The organism is Halococcus dombrowskii (assembly GCF_022870485.1).
GTDB lineage: Archaea > Halobacteriota > Halobacteria > Halobacteriales > Halococcaceae > Halococcus > Halococcus morrhuae.
Genome location: NZ_CP095010.1, coordinates 21,939 through 44,130, shown reverse-complemented (window position 1 = coordinate 44,130; position 22,192 = coordinate 21,939). Strand labels below are relative to the sequence as shown.

Below are 22,192 nucleotides of genomic sequence, written 5' to 3'. Positions count from 1 at the left end.
CCCGCCGCGGGCGGTCGTGATACGTCATTGAACGGTTCATTGGTCATCAGATGGGCCGCTCGTTTCGGTAGCGACATTCGCCCGTGCATCCCACGCGGCGAACGTTCGAGCAATGCCCGCGATCCGGGCGAACACGCTCTCGCCATCCACGCTCCGAAGACGATCGTGGAAGCTATCGAGCCCGCTCTTGTGTAGATTAGCGGAATACGTTGACGGCGACGCAATCGACAAGGCTGTGGATGGGTGCTTGAACAAGATTCAGGGAGCGAAGAAGCCCGAAGGTGCGAGCGGCCTGCTCCAAGCCCTGCTTGGACAGGCCGCGGAATTTCGCCAGCCACGGCTGCACTAACGACCAGAGGCACTCGACCTGATTCGTGTGGACACCGTCGTCCGAGACGTATTCATCGTCGTGGACAACGGTTCGATGCTCGTATTCCATTTGCTGATACGCGGGAAGCTCGTCGGTCCAGATCTCTCCCAGCGGCTGGGAGAGATCGCCTGCTTCCTCAATCACTGGCCCGAGGTTCTCGTCGTATTTCGACCCCTCTTCGGCTGAGATCACCTGGAGCACGTCGCGGCAGGCCGCGACGAGCGTCATCTCATCGCCCTGCTCTCCTGTCCATCGCGCCCGTCCGGGTCCGGGGGACCCGCCGCGGGACAGTCCGTCCCGCGGTGGGTTCTGGCCTTTGAACCCCGAGCACACCCGCTGCGTTTCGTCCACCTGTGTCGGCCCAGCAATCGTGTGCTCGATGCGTTCCCAAACAGTCGGGAAACCGCGAGCGAACGCGGTTTCCACGTCGCTAATTGCCTCGAAGACGGTTTTGTAGGCGCGGTCAAGCAGCGGTGCGATTTGGTTGATGCTGAGGAGGGAATCAGCGTAAAGGACGAAGGCGACGAGGAACTCGCCGGGGGCGAGTTCCGAGTCATAGAAGGGTGTGCCGCGGGTGTAGGTGGTTTTCCAGTCACAGCGGCCACACCAGATACGGGCCGAACTATCGAGAGCGTGGAGGGCGTCGGCGTCACAGTTCGGGCAGATACGGGTGGTCCAGATGGCTTTGAGTCGCCGCTCGACGATGGCGTCGAGCGGCTCCGACCGAAACTCTATTGCTCCGAGGTCAACGAGTTGCTCAAGCATTCCGCCGAGAGCAGCGCGTTCATTGGTCATGTACGACTGCTGTCGGCGGGATGCCGTAATCTCCGTGACTCGGTTCCGCTACGCTACACAAGAGCGACGCCAGTTGAACGTCGTCTCCGCGCGATAGACGAGAAATCGAGCGACTGTCGCTTGATCGGTCAACTCGACTTTCCGGCTACTGGAACCGGTGAGATAGAAAAAGTAGAGCCGCGAATTATCGTCGAACCAAAACGACATCGGACGCAGCGCGGGTGCACCGTCCGTCGGAAGTCCCAACACGCCCACACTCTGGCTCAACAGAAACCCGCGGATCGACTCTTCGTCCATCTGTACCATGCCGTGTTCACTCAGTTCATCGGTCGTCATTGGCGCACGTCCTTCCGCGCGTTGACCGCCAACACCGGCATGTCGGCGTGTCTGATGACTCGTTCGGCCGTGCTCCCGAGGAGGTAGCGGTTGAGACCGGTTCGGCCAGTCGTCCCCATCGTGATGAGATCGATCCCGTTCTCATCAGCGTAGTCAAGTAAATCGCGTGCCGGAAGCCCCTCGTAGACGCTTGTCGTTGCATCGAGATCGACATCCGCCGCGCGCGTAGCGATCTCCTCGGTCGCGCGCTCGCCTTCGGCTTCGAAACGCTCGGCCAACTCCGGTGGCGCGGAGTAGCCGGGTGTGAGTGTTACCGAGCCGGCATCGACGATGTTGACTGCATGAACGCGAGCGCCGGCCCGTCTTGCGATCTCGATGCCGTGATCGATGGCCATGCTTGCGGCCTCGCTGCCGTCGGTCGGAATCAGTACGTCTTCGTAGTCCCCGCTGAGTTCGCTCCGCTCGATTGCCTTGGCCGTCAGCACTGGACACGAAGCCTGACGAACGACGCGCTCGGTCACACTACCCGCCACGTATCGACTCACCCCGGTTCGACCGTGCGTCCCCATCGAGACGAGATCGATATCGTGTTCGGTAGCGTATTCGAGTATCGCATCAGCAGGTTTCCCTCTGAGTACTGACGTCTCTATCGCGTCGCCCTCGAAGGTCTCCTCGGTTGTCGCGATGGCGTCTTCGTATTCGGCTTCAATGCGTTCGACGAACTGTCGATCGACCCCGCCGGCGTTGAACATCCCACCCGCCGTCTGTATGTCGGCAGCACTGACGAGATGAACCGTTGCGTCGAACGCCTGCATGAGATAGTGGGCGTGTTCGGCGGCTCGAATCGCGTGCTTACTGCCGTCGGTCGGAACGAGGATCGTCTCGTACATCGTTCGTCGGAACAGTTCGGCAGTATATAAATCTATCTGACAGTTCTAAACCGTGGAGAATTGGCCTGTGTATTTACATTCGATACACTCGTAGTGTCTGAGTCACTTCGGCAGTATCTATTTGAGCTGGCTTGAGGAACGGGCAGGTCGTAGCGAGCACTATCTATGAAACTCACGGACCTACTCAGAGAGACGTTGAACGTGGGTTGTGTTGAGTCGGGATGGGCACACCCAATACCCGTCAGGGGTTGAGGGTGTGTCTCCATTCGATGAGGGCGTCGCTGCGGGAGATCGTCGAGGACGCAATAGAGTTCACAACGGACGCATACGAGCCGTGTACCGGCGGACAACGACTTAGATCGCCATCAACGGCAGCATCAACGTGATGCCACCAGCAACGCCAGCAACCAGTTCTCGATGGCCACCACCGTCCAGTCCGGTACCGATCTGTAGCGCCTCGGGGATAAACTCAGTAATGACGAGGTAGATCATCGCTCCAGCAGCGAACCCGAATCCGAACGGCAAGAATCCTCGTGCCCACGAAACAAATGCGAACGCGATCACCGCACCGATCGGCTGGGGCAACGACGAGAACACTGCTGCGCCAACCATACGCCACTCACTCACCTCCATCGATCGGAGCGGGATCGAGATAGCGATTCCCTCGGGAATGTTGTGGATCGAAATCGCGATCGTCATGAATACTGCCAGCACGGGCACGACGAGACCGAACATCGTGACACCGCCCTCCAGACCAACATCGGCAAACGAAACCCCGATAGCCACTCCCTCGGGAAACGAGTGCACTGTCAAAATACCGAGTATCAACACCAGTTTTCGCAGGTCGCCTTCAGCGACTACGTGAGTGGCCAATGGGGCATCTTCTACTGGCACAGTAGTGTCTGCTTGCCCGGTATCCGAGGGTCCGCCATCGGATCGAGGGGCGTTGGCGTCCTCGTCCGCGGTGGAGCCACCAATCTCCGAGGAAGTCGGTTGGTCGCTCAGATCGATCCTGTCGAGCACAGCGTCGGCGATTATCACGAGGATGACGCCAGCGATGCTCCCGAGTATGAGCAGTATTGGGATCCCCGTCGAAACTGCGAGCCCCTCGCCCAAGAGGCCGAATCCGGACGCTGCGAGCATGATGCCCGAGGCAAGACCCCACAACGCGACGTTCCATCGGTCGCTGATGTCGTCGAACAGAAAGAACGGTATCGCACCCAATCCCGTCGCAAGTGCCGTGACTAGTCCGGCAACAAACACGAACGCCACTGCTCCCGGCTCGGTCATGGATATCCACTTGGGCAATCCGCGATCCGCTCCAGTTTCGTGACCATCTCTCGTCGACTACGCACTATACCCGAATAACTCTTGGCAGCAAATAAACCATTTTCGCTCTTGCCGAGTCTGGTGAAACAGTCGCGTAGGAACTACAGCATCCCGCCGTATGCTAGTGGATGTGCTCCAACGGACAGCTTTCGGCGGGATGCTCCGAGAAGTTGTTGAGCGCCAAGCAATAATGTTCCGCCCTGAGCCACTCGACGCCATTGTCGAGCGGCGCTGCAAGCGTGCGTGGGAGCAGGCTCCCTGTCCCGAGTGTGGGGAAACAGCTCTCCAGACTCGGGACGGCAGTCCCCGAGTCTGGTGTCGCAACTGCCGCTATAGCTTCACATACACCCGAAACACGCCGTTCGCAAACACCGGTCTTACACCCGGTGAACTCCTTCTCATCTTCATTCTCTACGCTGATACCTTGCTCAGCATCAACCAGATCGCCCAACTATTCGATTCCTGCTACGACACGATCCATACGCAACTCCGCGATGGGGAAGCCGCGTTCGAACGCGGCTTTCCCCTCGTCTGGGAGCGCATCCAGCACACCGTTCAGGGACCAACACAGATCGATGAAACCGGCTCGAAGTGTTCGGGCTACAAAGGTCAATCGCCGCCGCGGGACGGTCTCTCCCGCGGCGGTTCTGGGGAACCGGGCCGATCACGCTGGGAGGGAGCACCGGGCGACAAACTCACGCTCGTCGCGGCGAGCCGCGACGTGCTTCGGGTGATCTCAGCCGAAGAAGGATCAAAATACGACGAGAATCTCGAGCCAGTGATCGAGGAAGCAGGCGATCTCTCCCAGCCGCTGGGAGAGATCTGGACCGACGAACTTCCCGCGTATCAGCAGATGAACCACGAGCATCGAACCGTTGTTCACGACGATAAGTACGTCTCAGACGAAGGCGTCCACACAAATCAAGTCGAATGCCTCTGGTCACTGATCCAACCGTGGCTGGAGAAGTTCCGCGGCCTCTCCAAACCAGGATTGGAGCAGTCCGTCCGAACCTACGGGTTCGTACGGACGTTGAATCTCGTCGGAGCACCGCTACACGGCCTCGTTGACTGCTTCGCCCTCAACGTGTTTCACTAGATTCGGCAAGAGCGTCAAGTGAAGAAAATCAACCATAGTATCTACCTGATCTAGAGAATTGATGTACTTAAACCCAGCTACCCTATCCAGAGCTTCTCGCCTGTTTCGAGAGACATCAGACACGCATCGTAGCGATACCAATATTGCATTCTTGTCAGCCACAGATAACCGCTTAGCGCCGTTGTTTAGGCTGGAGCCGTCGAGAGCATCTCGTGTACGACACTCGCCAGTTCGTCCGCATCTGCCTCTCGAAGACGCTCGTCAGCCAGCAAGAGACGCAACCGCGGCCGCCCCACGTCGATCGGCACTTTCTCCGTTTCCAGGAGTCCCTGTTCTTCGAGCTGGGTCTTCTTGCGCGAGAACGTCGCCTTGCTCGCGACACCCACGTCCTCACCCCAATGGGAGATGTCGTAGAGCAACTGTTCGTGTTTGGCCGCCACAAGCAGCGCCACTGCCACCTCGTCTAACTCGTCATCGTCCTGTTCCGTAAGTGGATCCAAGGCCATCTCGAAATCCGACTCCATCGTCGAGTCGAACTCTTCGGCGATCGTTTCGAGCACTCGGGAATACGCCGGTGTTCGAAGGTCGAACGTTTCACCGTCTTCCCAGCGACCGTTCCAGCGGTCGCGTACTTCCGCGACGAATTCCTCGTGGTCGGTCGCCAACGCGGCGCTCTGTTCACCATCCGATCGGAGAAGCGAAATGACCGTCTCGCCGGTCATCACCACCGTCCCTTCTCGCTGCTCGCTCGAGCGCAGATCCAGCGTCCCTGCTTCAACCAGCTCCATAGCTGTGCTCGCCAATACGAAATCATCTCGCAGCCATCGCAGAACGCTCTCGTCGACAAGCAAGCGCACGGTCGGTGGTTCTTCACTCTCGGCGAGTATCTCGATGAGTCCTGCCGTCAGTTCCTCACCAAAGCGTACTGCGATGACGTCTCCACTCTCCTCGTCAAGAACCGTTCGCAGGTTCTCGACTGCTGATGGTCCCACCAGATCAGAACTGAGTGTCATATTTACTATATTGCCATTGGAGCCATATTTTCCTTTCGCATCATATTACACTAGCTCAAACCGAATAAATATGATAGAGGCACACATGCGACCGCTTCCGAGAAAGACAGACTTACCGAACAACATTTGACGGTTATTGAGGAAGTTCCTGAAGTAACCGACTCACCTTGTGTAACATAACGATGGCTCACTACCCATCAGTGGTTACACAAGGCGAAGGATCGCCTACGGCTTCCCGAGATACTCCGAGGTGAGCGTTCCGCCTTCTCGATAGTAGCGATAGAGATACGGCCCATGCTTCTCGCCATCAGTCATGCACGCGCACGTCTCGTCGCCACAGGTCACCATCTCCTCGACGACAGTTCCTCGTGCCTCAGATGCGCCTTCGACCGGTTGGGCATCCTCGGGAAGTTCCGCCCCTTCGACCGGGCGCTGGGACCATTCGATCAGTGTCTCGAGATACTCTCGAGTCTCCAGCAGCGTCTCGGTGTCCTGTTTCGGGAGCCCCTCGGCAAGATACTTCGGCAGCGATCCCGGCGGTGCCGGCGGGTCCTCGTCTGCCATGATTGCCTTATGTAATGGCTGGTTCTGCATGGCACTTCCGATTGTTACACAAGGCTGAGTTGCCGCTCACAAGCGCGGATACACTACCGAAAGACGACATCCCACAATTCCAGTTTCAGTTACTCTCAGTACCTCACAAAGCTGGTTATGTGAAGGGGCTGCTTGGTGGATTGATGGAGGCCAACCAAGCAGCCAGTGAACTCACAGAGGACCAGGTCCTTAACTTTCTCGTCAACACCCTCGACGAGGAGATCGATATCGAACTCGGCGAAAACGCCGATATCGATTCCGAGGACATCTGGGACGTCCTCGTCGGCGCAACAGCCGACGAGGACTCGGTCAGCCACCTCTGCGAGATTTCAGAGGACTCACCGCATGGCAATACGATTCTCCACCACCTTCGGACGAAGTTCGAACTCTCTGAGCTCGAACGAGTCGGCAAGACACTCATCCAGCAGGATATCCTCGAACTGCTTCCGGATCGGCCGGTGGAGGTCGTCGCCGACCTCCATCTCCGTCCGTACTACGGCGAGGAGTACGAATCTAAAGATGAGCTCTACAATTCACTCGCTAAAGCCGGAACGACGACGTTCCACGGCTATGCCACGCTCTACGCCCGCGTACGCAACAAACGCTATACGCTGGCGGTGCGCCGTCTGACCGACGGCGACACCGCCAGCTCGATCCTCGCGGAACTACTCGGCGTGCTCGACGGCCTTGACCTCGAAGTCAAGGCCGTCTACCTCGACCGCGAGTTCTACGATACGTACTGTTTGACGCTGCTTGCTGCCCACAACTACGCTTTCGTCATGCCGATCGTGAAGTGGGGCGAGAAGATTCAGAACGAATTGAGCACAGGCTGGAGTCGCGTGATCGATCACGACCTCCAAGGCGAAATCGACGGTCACACGTGGACCGTCGATTTCCCGGTCTATATCGACTGTACGTACCAGCAAGGGAAGTACGATGAGGAAGGTGTGGCGCGTCACGGCTACGCCGTCGACGCGCCGTTCATCGAGACGCCACGCCAAGCCAGGAAACACTACAGCCGTCGATTCGGTATCGAATCGTCCTACCGTCTGTCTGAGCGAAGTGTAGCGAACACGACGACACAGAATCCAGCGGTGCGGTTCCTGTACGTGCTGATTAGCTTCCTCCTCCAGAATGCGTGGCGGTATCTCCACTGGGAGTACGTGGCGTCGCCGCGCCGAGGCGCGCGACGCCTCTGGTCATGGCGATTCGATGAATTCCTCGGAATGGTGCGTCGTGCAGCGGAGACGGCACTCGCTGTACGTCGCGCCGTCCCCGCAAACAAGCCTCCGGACGACCGTTTCGAGCGCTAACCCACCGACCGGGAATGCCTGCTCGATGAGTGGCAACACCGTCGCGTCGGCGGCGTTCCGCCGCCGACTGCGACAGGTTCGATGCTTTCGGTGTTGAACCTCGCCCTCAGCAGTTGCTCGATACCGACTTCTCCACTAAATTCACGCCTCAGAAGCAATCAACTGGCGTGCTTTGTGAGGTACTGACTCTCGGCCTGTTCACCGAACGTGCTGGCCGGCGAGAATTCGGTGAGTTCCTCGATTTCCTGTTCCAAACGATCGACTTCCTGGCGAAGGACATCCGCTTCGGGGTCGTCGGTGACCGCCAGCCGGTCTTTGAGTCCCTGCAAGCGCGTTTCCTTACGCTCTTCGTCCACCTCGGCCTTGTGCACGTACTCGCTCTCGGAAACATCGTAGACGGCCGATTCGGATACGGAGACAACATCCAGTGCTTCCTCAACCTTGTTTCGGTCGACGCCAAGCAGTTGCTCGCGATCGATGCCGGTCTCCGCAAATGCTTCGAGCACTGTCTCGTCGTCTTTCAGCGAGCGGTTTCGGCGCGTCGTTCGCTGGACCAAGCCGTACTGGCCGTGGACTGGGCGGTCGTGTCCGACGTGCTCTAAGAGCACATCGGTCACATCCTGTCGCAGGTCGTTAGCGTTGCGCTGGACATCCGACAACAGCGTATAGAGATTCACCAGGATGGGCGTTTCGACGCCTTCGAGAGCGCTCATGTTCTCACGTTCGAACACGTCGATCAACAGCAGCATGTCCGAATAAACGTCGATCTCGGGTTCTTCGCGCTTGCTGTCCGATTCACCATCCGCTCCTGTATTCAACGACAAGTGTGGTGCATCGTCCAGCACGGCACTCTCGTCGGCCTCCTCAAGTTCGGTCAGCGTGCTCTCACGCTCGTCGAGGACGTAGCGCGGGTGGAGTGCAAGCACCGCTGCGTAGGGCTCTGCTTTCGGTGGCAAGCGGTCGAGTTCGTAGCCCTCGATTGCCTCGCGAGTGTGCCCGGCGAGTGCTTCGAACTGCTCGCGTTGAAGGGGTTGGGAGTCACCAGAATCGACGTCCTCGATGAGGATCCGCTGATCCTGGACACCGGTGATCCGGAATCGCTTCGACGCCAACGATGTGATCAGCGTCGCGTCGGCAGGGAGTTTCTCACACCGCTTGATCAGCGTCCCCCACGTCGCGCCGAACGGAATCGCCATACACTCGTTCAGAGAGTCGATCTCTAAAGAACCATTGGCAACACCAGGATCGACAGCACAATCAGCTTCTGTGATGGTTTAATCCACACCAGAATTGAAGGAGAAAGAGCGTGTGACACACTCTTTCGAGGTCCGGACCTGGCCTGACCTCGGTATTGTATACCAACCGCATGCATATAGTAGCTTTTCAAACTCTCTGAGACCAAACTTCGCAAAAAACACTCTCCGGGGATGAAGAGTGCTCGATCAGCCTGGTGTGATGCGCACGTCGTCTCCCACGTAATAGATGTAGCCGCGCTTTTGGAGAAGGTCAAGAGCTGCTGTAGCGTCAACTTTATCGAACCGCTCGTCGGCAGCGATCAGTTCGATAGCCTCCTCTCGTGGGAGCTGCTCGCCGGTTCCACCCGCGGCGTCAGTCATCAATGCGAGCGTGTCTTCGGCGAACGGCGGTATCCGCCGCTCTCGGTCCATACTCGTTGTTTCGACTACCCCCATATGAATCTGTGTCCGACTGCTGGGTTACAGTTCGTCGAGATACTCGATGCCCTCTTTCGAAACGTTCGCTTGGGTTATCGTCTCGGCCATCCAATCAGGTTTGTCCTCCGGTGCTTGTTCGCGCCATGCCCATCCCTCGTAGATGTGGAGTTTCTTCGTTCCTTTTCCCGCAGGCGAAATCTCTCCCGGCTTGCTTGGGCTTCGCTATCGGCTGGATCAAGTCGCCGAGCGGCTTTGAGCGCCGCCTGTCGTGGCGTCTGTCCGGTAAAAACACTCGTTTCCTCACCGCTCTCCTCGCGTAGAGTGAAATTCCGAGGGTCGTCTGATGTGCTGGTCATGAGTTTTCTAAGGTAAGTACAGTACGAGCAATGTGATAAATGTACCTGCGTCAGGCGGTTTCTTTCGACAAATACAGCTCTTTCCGGGCGAAGAGGGCTACTGGCTCTCCGAGATACCGGTCTGGTGGCGAACCTCTGCGAATGCGACGTTCTGGCGGACTTCGATGATTTCAACGGTCACTTGGTCATCAGGACGTGCTCCTGGGACGATCAGCACGTATCCGCGCTCGATTTTCGCTATCCCATCGCCTTGATCGCCAAGCGCTTTGATCGTCACCTCACGCATCTCGCCTCGTGAGACGGGCGGCTCCGGAGACTTCGTCGTTAGATTCTCCGAGAGATTCCGTTGGTCGTCGGTTTCGGCAGGCATGGCGTTCTCAAGGATAACGACTCGATACGTTTCGCCGGGCGTAATCACTCCCGTGTCAAGTTCGTCTGCTGGTACCTCGATTGTGTAGGAATCGTCCGTCTCAATAACCGAACCCGTAAACAGACACGCGAGCCGGTCAGGGATTTCGACCATTAGATAGCCTCATATCCGTCGCTGGTCATTCTTATTCTCGATGAGTATCTATCGAAAGTGCGTATTTGGGGCACTATAACACTGCGCATGAAATCACGTTTCTGGCGAGACGTATTGGTCTTCCCACTCGCGACGCGCCTTGATCTCACGGTGCCCCCGCTGAGTTATCTGATAGTAATTCGTTCGGCTGTCGAGTTCACCCTTTTCGAGGAGTCCTTTGTCGACAAGTGTGTCGAGATTCGGATAGAGCCGCCCGTGGTGGACCTCCGTCTCGTAGTACTCTTCGAGTTCATCCTTGAGTCCGAGACCATGTGGTTCGTCTTTGCCAGCTGCCACGTACAGCAGGTCGCGCTGGAAGCCAGTCAAATCATACATGTCCCAGCGGTGGTTTGTCCATCAGTAAAACATACTGGTTTCAGTTATCGAATGGGCCCTCGACTCGGTCTTCGAATTTGTCCGAGGATGATGTCTCGAATGTTCTCACACAACGCAAACTTCGAACGTGGCGATAGAATGAAGTTCCCGAAGATTGGCGGACTCTATCATGCCTGACTGTCTGAATTGTGGCGGGTCCGTCACCAAGCAGGACGTTCGTGTATTCGCCCCGACTGGGATGGACACCGTGCGCGTCTGCCCGAACTGTCCTGACATGATTCGGGAAGGAAATGACGTACGTGAGGCAAAATAATCGGTCGCGTCGGAAAACCGTTCAGAGTTCACCTCCGTTCGTTGTGACCGACACGCTACATCGTATCTTTTCGTGAGTTGACCGCTGGAGGAACTCATCGAAGAACTCGCGGTAGTATTCGGGATTGGCGTATTTCGTGAGAGACAACTGCAACAGCGTATCTAACCCTTCTTCGCTCCACTGCATCCAGTCACGCTTGCATCGCTTGGCTACCTCACCCATTGCTCGTTCGACAGGGTTCGAGGTCCACGGCACCTCGAACCCGTCTATCGCGTCCTCAGCAAACGTCACCATCGAATCCAGTCCACTACGAAGGTACGATGCTGCTTTCAGCGAAGAGAGTTGCTCTAACTGCCATGCTGTCTTCTCTATACGCTCTTTCGTTCGGGCGATCCGCTCGCGGATCGCCGAATACTCCTCTTGCGGACGATGTTTCTCGACGGAGTTCTTCAGGTGGAACAACTCTCCAGAGACCTCCGAAATGATCTCGTTACGGTCCTCCAATGAGAGCGCACCGTCGTCCCACAGCTTGTAGCCAAGTGTGCGCGGAACGTGAGACAAATCGAGTTGATGATCGCGTGTGTCTGTTTGAAAGGCCCCAACAAGGCTCTTTTCGGCGTCACTGACGACTTTCGCGTCGTCAGTGATCGCCTCAGCAGTATCCAGAGTATCCGCAATCTCACTCCAGGGAGTGTTCACCGAGACATCAAGCACTGATCGTGACGCTGTTTCGGTGTCTTCTGCGAGCGTTACTCGTACGTCGTGGTACTCACGGTCCTCGTCCTGACTGTAGCAGTTGGTTCCGTCAGGGATGACGGTTTCAGCTTCAGACCCGGCAATGCGGCTGGAAACGAACTCTGTGAGTTTCCTGCCGCACTCGGTCACGCGGTCGCGGATGGTGTCCTTCGAGGGCGTCCTTTCGAGGTCCTCAGCATGTGAGGCTGCGTCACGGTAGGAGAGAGCCGTCGCAAGATCGACTGTTCGCGCAGCGATATCCTGCTGATATCGCTTCTTTCCGTTGAAATCGACGAATTGTTCGATGGGGCGGAAATGAGCGTTCTCGTCGTCAGTTGCCGCAGTGTCTTTGACGTAGCCAAGGGAGAACTCGTGCTCGCCGACGGTAGTAACCGCTGTGCGAATCTTCGTTGTCGAGCGTTGGAATCGGTTGGTTCCGTTTCCCTGTGCGTGTTTTTCGCCACAGTACGCCTCAACGAGTACGTCGTTGAGGCTCTCGATGATTGCTTCGAGCAGCGTCGATTCGAGACGCTGCTCGGTCAGAAACTCCGCGAAGGCGGCAAGTGGGTACTGTTCAGTTGGGTCAATAGTCAGAACGAAGTGGATCGTGACCGTAACCTCAATCGGGGACTCGTTCACGTTCATCAAACAGTCCCCATTCCTTCGAGGAGTCAGCTACGACTTCGTTTCAGCGACTGCCCAGACGGTTCTGAACGATTTTCCGACGCGACCAAATAATCACAGCGGTGATCGCTGACTACCCACCTCAGGCATCGGTCGAGCAATGGATCTTGAAGCAAGATCACTCTCCTCCTTCAGTTCAGTCACATATCGTCGACTTTCGTCCGATCTCGATCCAAATATCCGAACGGAAGCTTTCGGCCACTTCGTCTCAGTAGGGTGAATTCGCACTCGATAGCTTCCGCTCGTCTTCGGACGGGTCTTCGGTCCGCTCCTCATAGGCAGGTTCGCCAGCTCTGTTTTATGTACTCAACTAAAGAGTGAGTGTTCTGACCAACACGACTCTATTGAATCCGAAGAGGACAGCGGGATTCGCGATAATAACAGATTATCTAGCAGAAACAGAGAGAGTGGTGTTTCCGGTGCTTTCGTCTCTATTGTTCAACGTCATGCGTATCGATCTAGAACTATGCAATTTAGTTCGAGTCATGTCGTCTGTTGAACCTTACTGCGGAGTAGTAATCAACTATAACTTATTAATCTTTTGTTCTATGGATAGGGTTTCCACAGCCGATTCCACTTGTTCCATCCGAAGCACTGGAAACGCCACTCTCTCTGTGTTACCTGCTTCATCGACAGATCATTATTTCTATATCCTCAATATCTGCGGCCAAGAGGATCTAAAATACGGTTATTGGAACTTTTACCTGTATTCTAACATGAAGCACTGGAAACGCCACTCTCTGTAGAAGCATCGGAAACGCTGGTGCAACTATGAAAATGACTAAAGCACTGGAAATGGCACTCACTGTAAGAGCACTGGAAACATCGCCCTAGAAAAAGCACTGGAAACGACGCCATTCCAACTCACCTGAAACGCGAAGGAATGAACCATTACACATGGGAGATATCAGCTTCACACCGGACGACTCGCTGTACAAGTATCGTGACAGTCTCTCGGAAAATTACACCCCCGAAACGATCGTGGGACGGGATAGTGAAATAAGTCAGTATCACTCAGCATTGCAGCCAGTCATCAACGGAGAAACGCCGAATAATACTTTTCTGTACGGTAAGACTGGCGTTGGTAAGACTGCCGTGACAAGGTATCTGCTTGAGCAGCTCGCGAATGATGCTGACCAGTTTTCCGTTGATCTCACGGTGATTCAGCTCAACTGCGAGGGTCTCAACTCGTCGTATCAGGTCGCGGTAAATCTCGTCAATCGCATACGACCAGCAGAATCCCATATTAGCAAAACTGGACATCCGCAGTACGAAGTATACGATTTCCTTTGGAATGCCTTCGACGAAATCGGCGGGACCATCTTGTTAGTGCTCGATGAGGTGGATAACATTGGAGACGATGACAGTATCTTATATCAGATACCACGTGCCCGGAGCAACGGAAACATCTCAGAAGCGAAGGTAGGCATCATCGGAATCAGCAATGATCTCGCTTTCCGCGAGAATTTGTCGGCAAAAGTCCGTTCGTCGCTCTGTGAAAAATCTATCTCGTTCCCACCGTATGGTGCAACAGAATTGCAGGCTGTCCTCAAACAGCGTGCTGACGTGGCGTTCCATGACGATGCATTCGACAATGAAGTTGTAGCCCTGTGTGCGGCATTCGGTGCACAGGACGCGGGTGACGCTCGAAAGGCACTCGATCTACTGCGCGGAGCGGGTGATATTGCCCGTGCAGAAAATGCCGATCGCATCACTGAGAATCATGTTCGGGAGGCTCGCGATGAACTCGAACGCGAAGAACTGATGGACGGTATCGCAAACCTCGCCGATCATCAACAACTGGTTCTCTATGCGCTAACGACGATTGAAGCGGAAGGAGAAACACCCGCCCGTACACAGACCGTCTTCCAACGCTACGAGGAACTGTGTGAAATCGCCGGTATGAGCTGCCGAACAAATCGGCGCGTTCGTGATTTCCTCTCCGAATTGTATGCACTGAGTATCGTGGAATCTTCGCAACGAAATGATGGTCTCTCCGGTGGTCAATATCGAGACCATATCCTCAACCACGAAATTCGGCTGGTGGTCAACGGAATGAGCGACCTTATCGACCGCGTTGGAATTTACCAGAGCATTCTCTCGACAATTGAGGAGGCAGATAATGTGATGATCTCTTCCACCGGAGACCCTTCAACCACTCCTAATTGACACACTCTCTTGTCCTACAACGATACGTCAACCGGCTTCCTCGAAATCCATTGCCGCTGTGAGACTTGCCTGCTCGGGTTCAATGCCGACCGTCGCGACCGTTCGGCCCGATGGTGGACCGCCTGGTGCATCGAGAAGCGTCCGAACCACTGACAGCCACGGGTCTAACCACTCCCACGATTCACGGAGTGCCGATATCAGCTCTCCTAGTGGGCCGAATAGCGCACCGCCCACTGGATCGTCCGGATCGGCATACCGTTCGATACCGAGTAGGTTGTAGACCACATCATCGAGCACGTCCTGAACGAATGTCCCGTCCGCTTCCGAATCGTCAGCCGAGGTTGCCACGAACCACGGCCGTGCGAACCGATCGTGCTGAGACGCCTGCTTGGTTGGCGAGATCGCTTTGGACGAGCGGCTCGTCGGTCACGAGTAGAGTGTGGACGACCTTCGACAGAGAGGGTTTCTCCATTGCAGGAAGGATACGCTTCGTATCAAGCGTTCCGAGAGCGTAGCGTACCTGAAGATGGCTATCTTGATACACTCCAGAAGGAGGCTAAAGAGTTGCCCTCCCTAAGCGAGCGATCCACGATCATAGATGAGATGATTGATAACTACAGAGACGAACGCTATGCGTCCGTAATCAACCTCGTTTTGCCGCAAATCGAGTTCTTGATATGGGTATATGCAGCGTATGTTAACAAATACTCCTCTCATAATATTTTCTCCGATGTAGAATATAGAGATTTCTGGCAGTTCAATACTGAAGACTATTCCTTTCGGCCCGTGAGATTTTCGAACGCCGCGATGACCACCGGCTGGAGGTTTACCTCTGCGAGCGTATCGTACTGGTAACGTTCGCGGTCGTACTTGATGAGTACCCACCGCATCCCATCGGTAGCGATACCGAACTCGGCTCCGAAACTGTATGAGTCGAGCCAGCCTTCGACCTGCCCGATGCCGTGATTTTGCTGATCGAGTTTCTTGTTCAGCGGTTCGGCCTCAACGGGAAGGCGTTCGGACTCAATAGCGTCGAACTCGCGCAGCGAAAACAGGTAATCGGCTTTCTGGCGCTGCTGGTCGGAGAGACCGCTAGCTTCGGTAGTGAAATCAGGATATTCAAGCGCCTCGAACAGCGGCTCAATGATCCGCCGCTGAGTGAATGGTTCGGGATCACCTTGTTCGGTGATGTCGCTCCCGTGGAGAATATCGGGTCCCGGCTGTCCACGAAGGAGGGTTTCGAGACGGTCATCGGAGACGATCCGCTCTCGAAGGTCGCTCACAATCTGCTCTATCGTGCGGGTGAGGTCCTCAACTGCGCCCTCAGGAACGCTAGTATCGAACTCTTCAAGAACGAACTCGGTGGGGGTAGTGCTGGAGCCATTATCCGCTCCTGCCGCGGAACTCATCGCTGCTCCTGTCCGTGAGTGCCCCGGCTATCAGTCATATGCGGTTGTGTGTGAGGGGCTGAAATAATAGTTGTCCTACCGGCCTGGGAAAACTGTATTCGAGAGTGTCCAAAAGGTACTCCTTCCTGACCCCCGGTTCAGAACCTCGGCTATTGAAAAGATTCACTCGTCCTCCAGAACCCCGACTACCAGGCTACCGAGGCCGATTTCCTAACGAAGCCCTCGCCTCTGGTCAATCAGGCTTGTCCAATCAGCTCTCCTCATCACTTCCCGGCGGCCGCTGTGAGAGGCGATCGAATCGTGACTGAGCCTGCTCGGCCTGCTTGCGTGTTTCTTCTGGACGGTATGAGAGCGTGCGAACCTCCTCGCCCTCTATCTCGACCCTGAAGATCGCGTCCTGATGGCGACCCTCTTCTGGTAATTGGTCTCGGGGAAGTGAGATGTCCTCAGCCGTCTCTCCATCGCGTTCGAGCAGTACCACTGCGAGATCGTCCTCGAAGCGGTCCAGTACTCCGCGGTACTCTTCGGTCGCCATCAGTACTCCTCCGTGAGGACCTGTTCGTCCTGCGCGTTTGTAACTGTGATCGTATCACCGCCGTTATTCCAGATCGCACTGCCAGACCCCCAGTACAGGTCGTTCCCGGCATCCGTTCCCTCGCCAGTGTGGAGCGTGAGCGTCTCGCCGGCCTCGATAGTGGTGTCCGATGGAATGGTGTAGGTATGCGAGCTGGCATCGCTGACCGTCCACCCGGAGACATCCAGCGAATGCGATCCCGTGTTCGTGAACACGATATACTCGTCGGCGAGGTTGTCGGTATCGTCGCCGTCGGCGTCGGCGTGGACCGTCTTCACGGCCAGCGGACTCTCACCAGTGACTGGTGCGGTAGTTTCAGTTCCACCATCCGTCGCTACCGATGTACCGGTCGTAGATGAGGTCGGTGCCGTCGTCGTGGGTACAGGGGTGTCCGTCTCGGTCCCTGAGGATGGTGGCGACGAGCCTCCCGCGACCTTGATGGACTCGCGATGGGTGACTGGTCCATCCGTACCGGGTTCAACAGGGTCGCCATCCCGAACTGAAGTTGGGTCGGTCGGAGCCTGTCGTTGTGTGGCGATGTCGATCGTCGCTCCATCGCTGGTGAGAACGATATTCCCGTGTGTCGCGGTCCAGTAGGCCTCGATATCGTGGTCGGCAAGTCGACGAAGCGTCTCGGGCCGTGGATGGTCGTACCGTGATTCGTAGGCGCTCGATATGAGCGCCAGTTTCGGCGAGACCGCATCAAGGAACGAGTTGGTGCTACTGCCACCGCTCCCGTGGTGGGCGGCTTTCAATATCGTCGAATTGAGCCGAGCGTCGTATTCATCCACGAGATGGCTCTCACCCGACTCTTCGATATCTCCCGGCAGGATGAAGCTCGTCTGGCCGAACGTGAGTCGTACCACGATGCTGTTTTCGTTGCGCTGTTCGCTGTCGATGTAGTTCTCCGGAGGGTTCAACACCTGTGTTTGGACCATTCGTGTTCGGTTAAGGAGCAAAACACGCAGACGGCGCTGTCGTGATAGGGTTATCTTCAAGAACCGCGTAGAGAGAGGTTGTGATTCCCGAACTCTCTCCAACGCTCATACGACGCCGATTGACTTCGCTCTTTCCCGCCGAGCTCGTCGAAGGCATCGCGCGCGAGCGCGATGCCGTCCAGCGCCACCGGAAAATCGACATTACGATGCTCGTCTGGTCGCTCATCTTGGGCTTCGCCGTGGACGGCGAAACCCGCTCTATCGCTGCGTTTCAACGTGCCTACCAGACTGCCACCAACCAGACCGTGGTTCGGTCAAGCTTCTACGACCGATTTACGCCAGAGCTTGGCGATCTCCTGAGCGACCTCCTCGCGCACGCGCTCGAGGAGGTCGCGGTTCCTCACACTATCGCGCCCCAACTCACCCAGTTCCGCGATACGATGATCGCCGATGCAACCGTCTTCCGGTTGCATCGGCTCCTTACTGCGTTTCCAGCCACTCACGACGACCAATCTGGTGCCAAACTGCACCTCGTCTACAACGTCACAAAGCAGACGCTTGCACAGTTCAAACTCACTGACGAACGAACCCACGAAAGCAGCCAGTTCCGCACCGGGAACTGGCTGCGTGGGCGGCTGTTCTTGTTCGATCTCGGCTTCTACGGCTACCGCCGCTTCGCGTTGATCGACGAGAACGACGGCTACTTCGTGAGTCGGTTAAAGACGAACGCGAATCCGTTGATCGTGGACGAGCGGCGGAAATGGCGCGGGCGCGCCATTTCCTTGACCGGGAGCCACCTTCGAGATCATCTCTCGAAACTCAAGCGGAAGCATATCGACGTAACTGGCGAATTCGGGTTCAAGCGACGGCAGTACGGTGAAAGCCGATCAGCTGCCACCAGAGAGTTCCGCGTCGTCGGTGTCCGCAACGAGAACACCGACGACTACCACCTCTACGTGACGAACCTTCCGGATGAGTTCACGCCGGAGCAAGTAGCGGCGCTGTACAGTTTTCGGTGGAAGGTTGAGTTGCTGTTCCGCGAGTTGAAGTCGCGGTACGGCTTGGAGAAGTTCGAAACGGGCAATAAAGCGATTGCAGAGTTACTTGTGGTGGCGGCTCTGCTGACACTGCTGGTCAGCAGAGCCTTGCTGGCAGTGTTTCAGGAGCTCGATCCTGACGTGGAGTATCCAGAAGAACGCTGGGCGACGACCTTCCGGTCGGTCGCCCAGCCAGTGCTTGGTGATCTCGGCGTTGCTCTGGGTCATCCACCACCGAATCTCCCTGAACTGGTGCGTCGTGAGGCACGCCAACCAGAGAGATCACGCCTCACCCTGAACAAACGAGTGGCTCACGCCTTCAACACAGAGATGAGACCTTAACCGAACACGGATGGTGTTTGGACGCCCTCGAACGGGATATCGTCGCCAGCATGAGTCTCATACAGCGTGACGTTGTATTTCTCGACCGCGTCGAGGTAGTCTTGGTAAGTCTGGGAGCTCGAGGCGATCCCGGGATCGTAGATCGCACCGATCCCATTGGCCTCGGTCTCGTAGTATCTGATAATGGCGGCGTTGCCGCCGATGTGGTCAGCATCGGCATGAGAGGTCACGAGATAGTCGATGTGGTCGATATTGTGCTCCTTGAGGTAGTCGAGCACGATCTCGCCGACGCCGTCGCCGACGAGTTCGTGGCCTATCGCCACTCAAACGATTTCAACGAACCCTCGCTCGTCATCGACAACAGCGATCGCGAACACTCGTCGCTCATCGTTCATTGACGGTCAATAGTCAGCCGACCTCCCCGAACGCGTCGATGCCTTCCTCCGTGATCATGGCGCACGAACTGAACGCGAGCGTCACGATGATACCGATAGCAGAGGCGGAGCCTAACACTCAGTTCGGAAGTTGCTCCCAGTATGGAGCTGCAGCAAGACTTGGCAGTGCTGCATCTAAATCCGAGTAAGTTGTTCCATAAAATCTCTCTCTACCAACAGGCGTTGTGATACGTATGATGACGGTGTTATCTGTCACTTGGAACACTGACAGCATCCACGAGGTGGCTGTCCGTTCCCACTTGCCCAGAACTGTGGTCTCAGTATCCTTAACGATATGCAGCCCCAATTCACAACTCATCCGGGTTAACGGTTGGAGAGCGAATGGGATGATATCTGGAAGTTCGGGCGAAATCTCATCGCCATTCTGAGGGCCATGTACCGCCATACCATGCCCTCGACATCCTAAATTAAAAATGTGCCTATTCACTCACCGATCCTACCGGTGGATTAGCTCACGAGGGCAATGTCGACGCTAACGGCGTTCACCACGCGGTGATTGAAATCTCGTTCTCGTGCCCCGTACCAAGGTCTATTATAGCTAAATCAGAGTTCGTCGTCTTAATTCCTTTGGTGCTCGAATTGCTGAGCCATCCCCCAAATACACAGACTTTCTGTGGAAATAGCGAATTGTCGTCTAATCTCATACTTCTCCCACATTTCACCATTCTCAATGGTGAAATTAGAAATAAAAATCTCGAACGCAGACATCACAATGCGTCACCCGGCGTTTAATCTTCTCTGCGAGAGCATACACTCTACTCCTGCGCTCGTCCATGTCTTCTATACACAATCGATAATCATTTTGCATGGTCAGTCTTTGAGTACCCACATCATGGAGAAACCACTGCTGACGCCTGATTTTCTGAATCGGGCACGCAAATACTATGGTGAGAAAGAAGCAGTCGTCGCGACCACCGGTGAACGCTATACATATGCAGACCTCGGGGACCGTGCAGATCGTTTCTCGGCTGTTCTCCAGAATCGTGGCGTTGAGAAAGGTGATCGTGTCGCTGTGCTTGATCCGAATACCCACTACCACTTAGAAGCGGCCTACGGTAGTATGCAAATCGGTGCTATCCATACACCGCTCAACTATCGTCTCGTTCCGGACGATTTTGAATACATCCTGAACGATGCCGGTGTGGACGTGATTTACGCCGACTACGCATATACCGAGGCTGTTGAGGCAGTGCGAGATTCGGTGCCCACTCACACGTTCATTACGAACGACGCTGATACCGTTGAGGGTGACTGGGAAGAATTTGATTCACTACTTGACGAAACTGATCCGGAGTATGAACGCCCCGCAATGAGCGAGGATGAGATCATTACGATTAACTACACTTCGGGTACGACGGGAGATCCGAAAGGTGTCTGTCGAACTCACCGAACAGAGACGCTCCACGCGTATCTGATTTCAGTTCATCAAAACATCGCTGATGACGATGTTTATCTCTGGACATTGCCGATGTTCCACGTCAATGGGTGGGGGCACATCTATGCTATCACGGGTATGGGAGCGAAACACGTCTGTACTCGTGGAGTTGACGCTGAAGGTATCTTTGACGCAGTCATCAATGAAGGTGTATCATACATGTGTGGCGCACCGACAGTGCTGACCATGCTCACCGAGTATTACGACGAGTACGATCCACAAACAACGGCTGGCCGCGAAGTCCGCATCGCCACAGCAGGAAGTTCCCCGCCAGAAGCAACCATCAAGACCGTCGAGGAACAGTTTGACTGGTATCTGAAACACGTCTACGGTGCGACCGAGACCGGACCATTGATTACGACCTCAGATTTCTCTCGGTTTTTCGATGGTGATAGCGACGACCGGTTCAGCATTAAAAAGCGCCAAGGACTCGGCTTTCTCGGTACCGACGTTCGCGTGGTTGATGAAGATGGGAATGATGTCGCTCGCGATGATGGAACAATTGGTGAAATCGTCGTCCGTGGCAATCAGGTAATGGACAAGTACTGGAACAATCCAGAGGCAACCGAGAAATCATTCACCGATCGTGTTGAAGGGTACTACCATACGGGCGATCTTGCCGTCGTTGATGAGAATGGAATGATTTCGATTCAAGATCGTAAAAAAGACATCGTCATCTCTGGCGGAGAGAATATCTCTAGTATCGAACTCGAGGATACACTCTTCGATCATCCTGCTGTCGCTAACGCAGCGGTCATTGCATCACCGAGCGAGAAGTGGGGCGAGACTCCGAAAGCGTTCATCGTCCCAGCGAGTGGCGACCCGAACAACCCTGAAATGACCACAGATGAGATCACCAAATTCACCAACGAACAGTTGGCGAGCTACAAAACAATCCATCGCATCGAATTCGTCGAAGAGCTTCCTGAAACAGCGACCGGAAAACTGCAAAAGAATGAGCTTAGAGAACAGGAGTGGGAAGATGACGATCAGATGATCGGCCAAGGATAAAACCCGCCACCACCATCAAAGATGTCACCCAGCTCCTCCCATTAGATGAATAATATATTGTAGAAGAGAATAGACGTCCGAAGCGTTCTACTGACGTCTCAATCGAGAACGATCGTGGTCATGAGTTGTGTTTGATCGTGAGTTTGCTGTGATTCAGCCGAGTCGTGGCCGATACTGCGCTGGGACAATCGACAAGTTTCGGTTCCAATCGGCTGCAGTATGGTGGTTCATATCACCTGTCTAACGTGCAAAGCTAAGGGTAGGGGATTTTGACGCTTCGGGATAGTCGACATGCGTGTCGCCACGGACGGCGGTCGTGTCGAGAGCAGCGAGACACGGCAAAGCAACGCGGAGTGCGTCGATCTGGCGGCGAGCAAAGTACTCTCGACACACCCGACAACGACTGAGCCGCCCCACGGTGGGTGCT

At 55.6% G+C, this 22,192-nt stretch carries 23 protein-coding genes and 2 pseudogenes; 6 read left to right on the top strand and 19 right to left on the bottom strand.

Annotated elements, in window-relative coordinates; translation table 11 throughout:
* Window positions 1-196: 196 nt before the first annotated feature.
* The 4 genes from MUK72_RS20070 to MUK72_RS20055 form a co-directional block, all read right to left on the bottom strand.
* The gene (locus MUK72_RS20070; RefSeq protein ID WP_244706112.1) at window positions 197-1,165 is read right to left on the bottom strand and encodes an IS1595 family transposase; all 969 of its coding nucleotides are present in this window, start codon (window positions 1,163-1,165) and stop codon (window positions 197-199) included.
* 48 nt (window positions 1,166-1,213) lie between these two features.
* Complete coding sequence (locus tag MUK72_RS20065) at window positions 1,214-1,501, bottom strand: pyridoxamine 5'-phosphate oxidase family protein (protein ID WP_244706110.1); 288 nt, start codon at window positions 1,499-1,501, stop codon at window positions 1,214-1,216.
* On the bottom strand, window positions 1,498-2,391 hold the full coding sequence (locus MUK72_RS20060) for a universal stress protein (RefSeq protein WP_244706108.1): 894 nt from the start codon (window positions 2,389-2,391) through the stop codon (window positions 1,498-1,500). Before MUK72_RS20060 ends, MUK72_RS20065 begins: the two co-directional genes overlap by 4 nt.
* A 354-nt stretch (window positions 2,392-2,745) precedes the next feature.
* On the bottom strand, window positions 2,746-3,681 hold the full coding sequence (locus tag MUK72_RS20055) for a ZIP family metal transporter (RefSeq protein WP_244706106.1): 936 nt from the start codon (window positions 3,679-3,681) through the stop codon (window positions 2,746-2,748).
* 157 nt (window positions 3,682-3,838) lie between these two features.
* Here MUK72_RS20055 and MUK72_RS20050 point away from each other — a divergent pair, with 157 nt between their 5' ends.
* Complete coding sequence (locus tag MUK72_RS20050) at window positions 3,839-4,816, top strand: IS1595 family transposase (protein ID WP_244707255.1); 978 nt, start codon at window positions 3,839-3,841, stop codon at window positions 4,814-4,816.
* A 185-nt stretch (window positions 4,817-5,001) separates the two neighbouring features.
* Here the strand turns inward: MUK72_RS20050 and tbsP are convergent, their stop codons facing one another.
* Window positions 5,002-5,829, bottom strand: a complete 828-nt coding sequence (gene tbsP / locus MUK72_RS20045; protein WP_244707253.1) for a transcriptional regulator TbsP — start codon at window positions 5,827-5,829, stop codon at window positions 5,002-5,004.
* 225 nt (window positions 5,830-6,054) lie between these two features.
* Window positions 6,055-6,393 (bottom strand): DUF6788 family protein, encoded by a 339-nt coding sequence (locus MUK72_RS20040; RefSeq protein WP_244707251.1) that lies wholly within the window; start codon window positions 6,391-6,393, stop codon window positions 6,055-6,057.
* 173 nt (window positions 6,394-6,566) lie between these two features.
* Between MUK72_RS20040 and MUK72_RS20035 the strand changes: the two genes are divergently transcribed.
* Window positions 6,567-7,736: an ISH3 family transposase gene (locus tag MUK72_RS20035; RefSeq protein WP_244706366.1), complete on the top strand. Its 1,170-nt coding sequence runs from the start codon at window positions 6,567-6,569 to the stop codon at window positions 7,734-7,736.
* Between the two features lie 158 nt (window positions 7,737-7,894).
* On the opposite strand, the gene MUK72_RS20030 is transcribed toward MUK72_RS20035, so the two are convergent.
* The 5 genes and pseudogenes from MUK72_RS20030 to MUK72_RS20010 all read right to left on the bottom strand — a co-directional run bounded on the left by MUK72_RS20030 (window position 7,895) and on the right by MUK72_RS20010 (window position 10,663).
* The gene (locus MUK72_RS20030; RefSeq protein WP_244707249.1) at window positions 7,895-8,932 is read right to left on the bottom strand and encodes a DUF7983 family protein; all 1,038 of its coding nucleotides are present in this window, start codon (window positions 8,930-8,932) and stop codon (window positions 7,895-7,897) included.
* Window positions 8,933-9,178: 246 nt separating this feature from the next.
* Window positions 9,179-9,403, bottom strand: coding sequence for a glycine/sarcosine/betaine reductase component B subunit (locus MUK72_RS20025; protein WP_244707247.1), 225 nt, complete (start codon window positions 9,401-9,403; stop codon window positions 9,179-9,181).
* 69 nt (window positions 9,404-9,472) lie between these two features.
* Window positions 9,473-9,765, bottom strand: a pseudogene (locus MUK72_RS20020) (non-histone chromosomal MC1 family protein); the annotation flags it as partial.
* Between the two features lie 97 nt (window positions 9,766-9,862).
* On the bottom strand, window positions 9,863-10,288 hold the full coding sequence (locus MUK72_RS20015) for a TRAM domain-containing protein (RefSeq protein WP_244707245.1): 426 nt from the start codon (window positions 10,286-10,288) through the stop codon (window positions 9,863-9,865).
* A gap of 93 nt (window positions 10,289-10,381) precedes the next feature.
* Window positions 10,382-10,663 carry a PadR family transcriptional regulator gene (locus MUK72_RS20010; RefSeq protein ID WP_244707243.1) on the bottom strand — a complete coding sequence of 94 codons (282 nt, stop codon included), beginning with the start codon at window positions 10,661-10,663 and terminating at the stop codon, window positions 10,382-10,384.
* Between the two features lie 169 nt (window positions 10,664-10,832).
* Here MUK72_RS20010 and MUK72_RS20540 point away from each other — a divergent pair, with 169 nt between their 5' ends.
* Window positions 10,833-10,976, top strand: a complete 144-nt coding sequence (locus MUK72_RS20540; protein ID WP_425311117.1) for a DUF7563 family protein — start codon at window positions 10,833-10,835, stop codon at window positions 10,974-10,976.
* A 21-nt stretch (window positions 10,977-10,997) separates the two neighbouring features.
* On the opposite strand, the gene MUK72_RS20005 is transcribed toward MUK72_RS20540, so the two are convergent.
* Window positions 10,998-12,335: an ISH6 family transposase gene (locus MUK72_RS20005; protein ID WP_425311083.1), complete on the bottom strand. Its 1,338-nt coding sequence runs from the start codon at window positions 12,333-12,335 to the stop codon at window positions 10,998-11,000.
* Between the two features lie 957 nt (window positions 12,336-13,292).
* Between MUK72_RS20005 and MUK72_RS20000 the strand changes: the two genes are divergently transcribed.
* Window positions 13,293-14,564 (top strand): orc1/cdc6 family replication initiation protein, encoded by a 1,272-nt coding sequence (locus MUK72_RS20000; RefSeq protein ID WP_244707241.1) that lies wholly within the window; start codon window positions 13,293-13,295, stop codon window positions 14,562-14,564.
* Between the two features lie 27 nt (window positions 14,565-14,591).
* Here the strand turns inward: MUK72_RS20000 and MUK72_RS19995 are convergent, their stop codons facing one another.
* From MUK72_RS19995 to MUK72_RS19975, 5 genes are all read right to left on the bottom strand, one after another.
* Window positions 14,592-14,912, bottom strand: a complete 321-nt coding sequence (locus tag MUK72_RS19995) for a hypothetical protein (protein ID WP_244707239.1) — start codon at window positions 14,910-14,912, stop codon at window positions 14,592-14,594.
* On the bottom strand, window positions 14,896-15,036 hold the full coding sequence (locus MUK72_RS19990) for a hypothetical protein (protein ID WP_244707236.1): 141 nt from the start codon (window positions 15,034-15,036) through the stop codon (window positions 14,896-14,898). Before MUK72_RS19990 ends, MUK72_RS19995 begins: the two co-directional genes overlap by 17 nt.
* A 298-nt stretch (window positions 15,037-15,334) precedes the next feature.
* Entirely contained in the window at window positions 15,335-15,973 is a 639-nt protein-coding gene (locus tag MUK72_RS19985) for a hypothetical protein (RefSeq protein ID WP_244707331.1), read from the bottom strand.
* Window positions 15,974-16,223: 250 nt separating this feature from the next.
* Window positions 16,224-16,508, bottom strand: a complete 285-nt coding sequence (locus MUK72_RS19980) for a DUF3006 domain-containing protein (protein WP_244707329.1) — start codon at window positions 16,506-16,508, stop codon at window positions 16,224-16,226.
* Window positions 16,508-17,485, bottom strand: a complete 978-nt coding sequence (locus MUK72_RS19975; RefSeq protein WP_244707328.1) for a lamin tail domain-containing protein — start codon at window positions 17,483-17,485, stop codon at window positions 16,508-16,510. The genes MUK72_RS19980 and MUK72_RS19975 overlap by 1 nt, the downstream gene beginning before the upstream one ends.
* An 80-nt stretch (window positions 17,486-17,565) precedes the next feature.
* Here MUK72_RS19975 and MUK72_RS19970 point away from each other — a divergent pair, with 80 nt between their 5' ends.
* Window positions 17,566-18,864 carry an IS4 family transposase gene (locus tag MUK72_RS19970; protein ID WP_244707326.1) on the top strand — a complete coding sequence of 433 codons (1,299 nt, stop codon included), beginning with the start codon at window positions 17,566-17,568 and terminating at the stop codon, window positions 18,862-18,864.
* Between the two features lie 14 nt (window positions 18,865-18,878).
* On the opposite strand, the pseudogene MUK72_RS19965 reads toward MUK72_RS19970, so the two are convergent.
* Window positions 18,879-19,151: pseudogene (locus tag MUK72_RS19965) on the bottom strand (MBL fold metallo-hydrolase); the annotation flags it as partial.
* Window positions 19,152-19,377: 226 nt separating this feature from the next.
* A complete protein-coding gene (locus MUK72_RS19960) occupies window positions 19,378-19,704 on the bottom strand; it encodes a hypothetical protein (protein ID WP_244707324.1) in 327 nt (108 codons plus the stop codon).
* A 447-nt stretch (window positions 19,705-20,151) separates the two neighbouring features.
* Here MUK72_RS19960 and MUK72_RS19955 point away from each other — a divergent pair, with 447 nt between their 5' ends.
* A complete protein-coding gene (locus tag MUK72_RS19955; protein WP_244707322.1) occupies window positions 20,152-21,765 on the top strand; it encodes a long-chain-fatty-acid--CoA ligase in 1,614 nt (537 codons plus the stop codon).
* The last annotated feature ends 427 nt before the right edge of the window (window positions 21,766-22,192 follow it).

Bases quoted from the DNA above. Each gene is read 5' to 3' on its own strand.
- MUK72_RS20030 (WP_244707249.1), bottom strand. From the start codon at position 8,932: ATGGCGATTCCGTTCGGCGCGACGTGGGGGACGCTGATCAAGCGGTGT.
- MUK72_RS19955 (WP_244707322.1), top strand. From the start codon at position 20,152: ATGGAGAAACCACTGCTGACGCCTGATTTTCTGAATCGGGCACGCAAA.
- MUK72_RS20540 (WP_425311117.1), top strand. From the start codon at position 10,833: ATGCCTGACTGTCTGAATTGTGGCGGGTCCGTCACCAAGCAGGACGTT.
- MUK72_RS19990 (WP_244707236.1), bottom strand. From the start codon at position 15,036: ATGGAGAAACCCTCTCTGTCGAAGGTCGTCCACACTCTACTCGTGACC.
- MUK72_RS20015 (WP_244707245.1), bottom strand. From the start codon at position 10,288: ATGGTCGAAATCCCTGACCGGCTCGCGTGTCTGTTTACGGGTTCGGTT.
- MUK72_RS19960 (WP_244707324.1), bottom strand. From the start codon at position 19,704: ATGGCGGTACATGGCCCTCAGAATGGCGATGAGATTTCGCCCGAACTT.
- MUK72_RS20060 (WP_244706108.1), bottom strand. From the start codon at position 2,391: ATGTACGAGACGATCCTCGTTCCGACCGACGGCAGTAAGCACGCGATT.
- MUK72_RS20035 (WP_244706366.1), top strand. From the start codon at position 6,567: ATGGAGGCCAACCAAGCAGCCAGTGAACTCACAGAGGACCAGGTCCTT.
- MUK72_RS20050 (WP_244707255.1), top strand. From the start codon at position 3,839: ATGCTAGTGGATGTGCTCCAACGGACAGCTTTCGGCGGGATGCTCCGA.
- MUK72_RS20010 (WP_244707243.1), bottom strand. From the start codon at position 10,663: ATGTATGATTTGACTGGCTTCCAGCGCGACCTGCTGTACGTGGCAGCT.
- MUK72_RS20040 (WP_244707251.1), bottom strand. From the start codon at position 6,393: ATGGCAGACGAGGACCCGCCGGCACCGCCGGGATCGCTGCCGAAGTAT.
- MUK72_RS19985 (WP_244707331.1), bottom strand. From the start codon at position 15,973: ATGAGTTCCGCGGCAGGAGCGGATAATGGCTCCAGCACTACCCCCACC.
- MUK72_RS19980 (WP_244707329.1), bottom strand. From the start codon at position 16,508: ATGGCGACCGAAGAGTACCGCGGAGTACTGGACCGCTTCGAGGACGAT.
- tbsP (WP_244707253.1), bottom strand. From the start codon at position 5,829: ATGACACTCAGTTCTGATCTGGTGGGACCATCAGCAGTCGAGAACCTG.
- MUK72_RS20055 (WP_244706106.1), bottom strand. From the start codon at position 3,681: ATGACCGAGCCGGGAGCAGTGGCGTTCGTGTTTGTTGCCGGACTAGTC.
- MUK72_RS20070 (WP_244706112.1), bottom strand. From the start codon at position 1,165: ATGACCAATGAACGCGCTGCTCTCGGCGGAATGCTTGAGCAACTCGTT.
- MUK72_RS20025 (WP_244707247.1), bottom strand. From the start codon at position 9,403: ATGGACCGAGAGCGGCGGATACCGCCGTTCGCCGAAGACACGCTCGCA.
- MUK72_RS19975 (WP_244707328.1), bottom strand. From the start codon at position 17,485: ATGGTCCAAACACAGGTGTTGAACCCTCCGGAGAACTACATCGACAGC.
- MUK72_RS20000 (WP_244707241.1), top strand. From the start codon at position 13,293: ATGGGAGATATCAGCTTCACACCGGACGACTCGCTGTACAAGTATCGT.
- MUK72_RS20065 (WP_244706110.1), bottom strand. From the start codon at position 1,501: ATGACGACCGATGAACTGAGTGAACACGGCATGGTACAGATGGACGAA.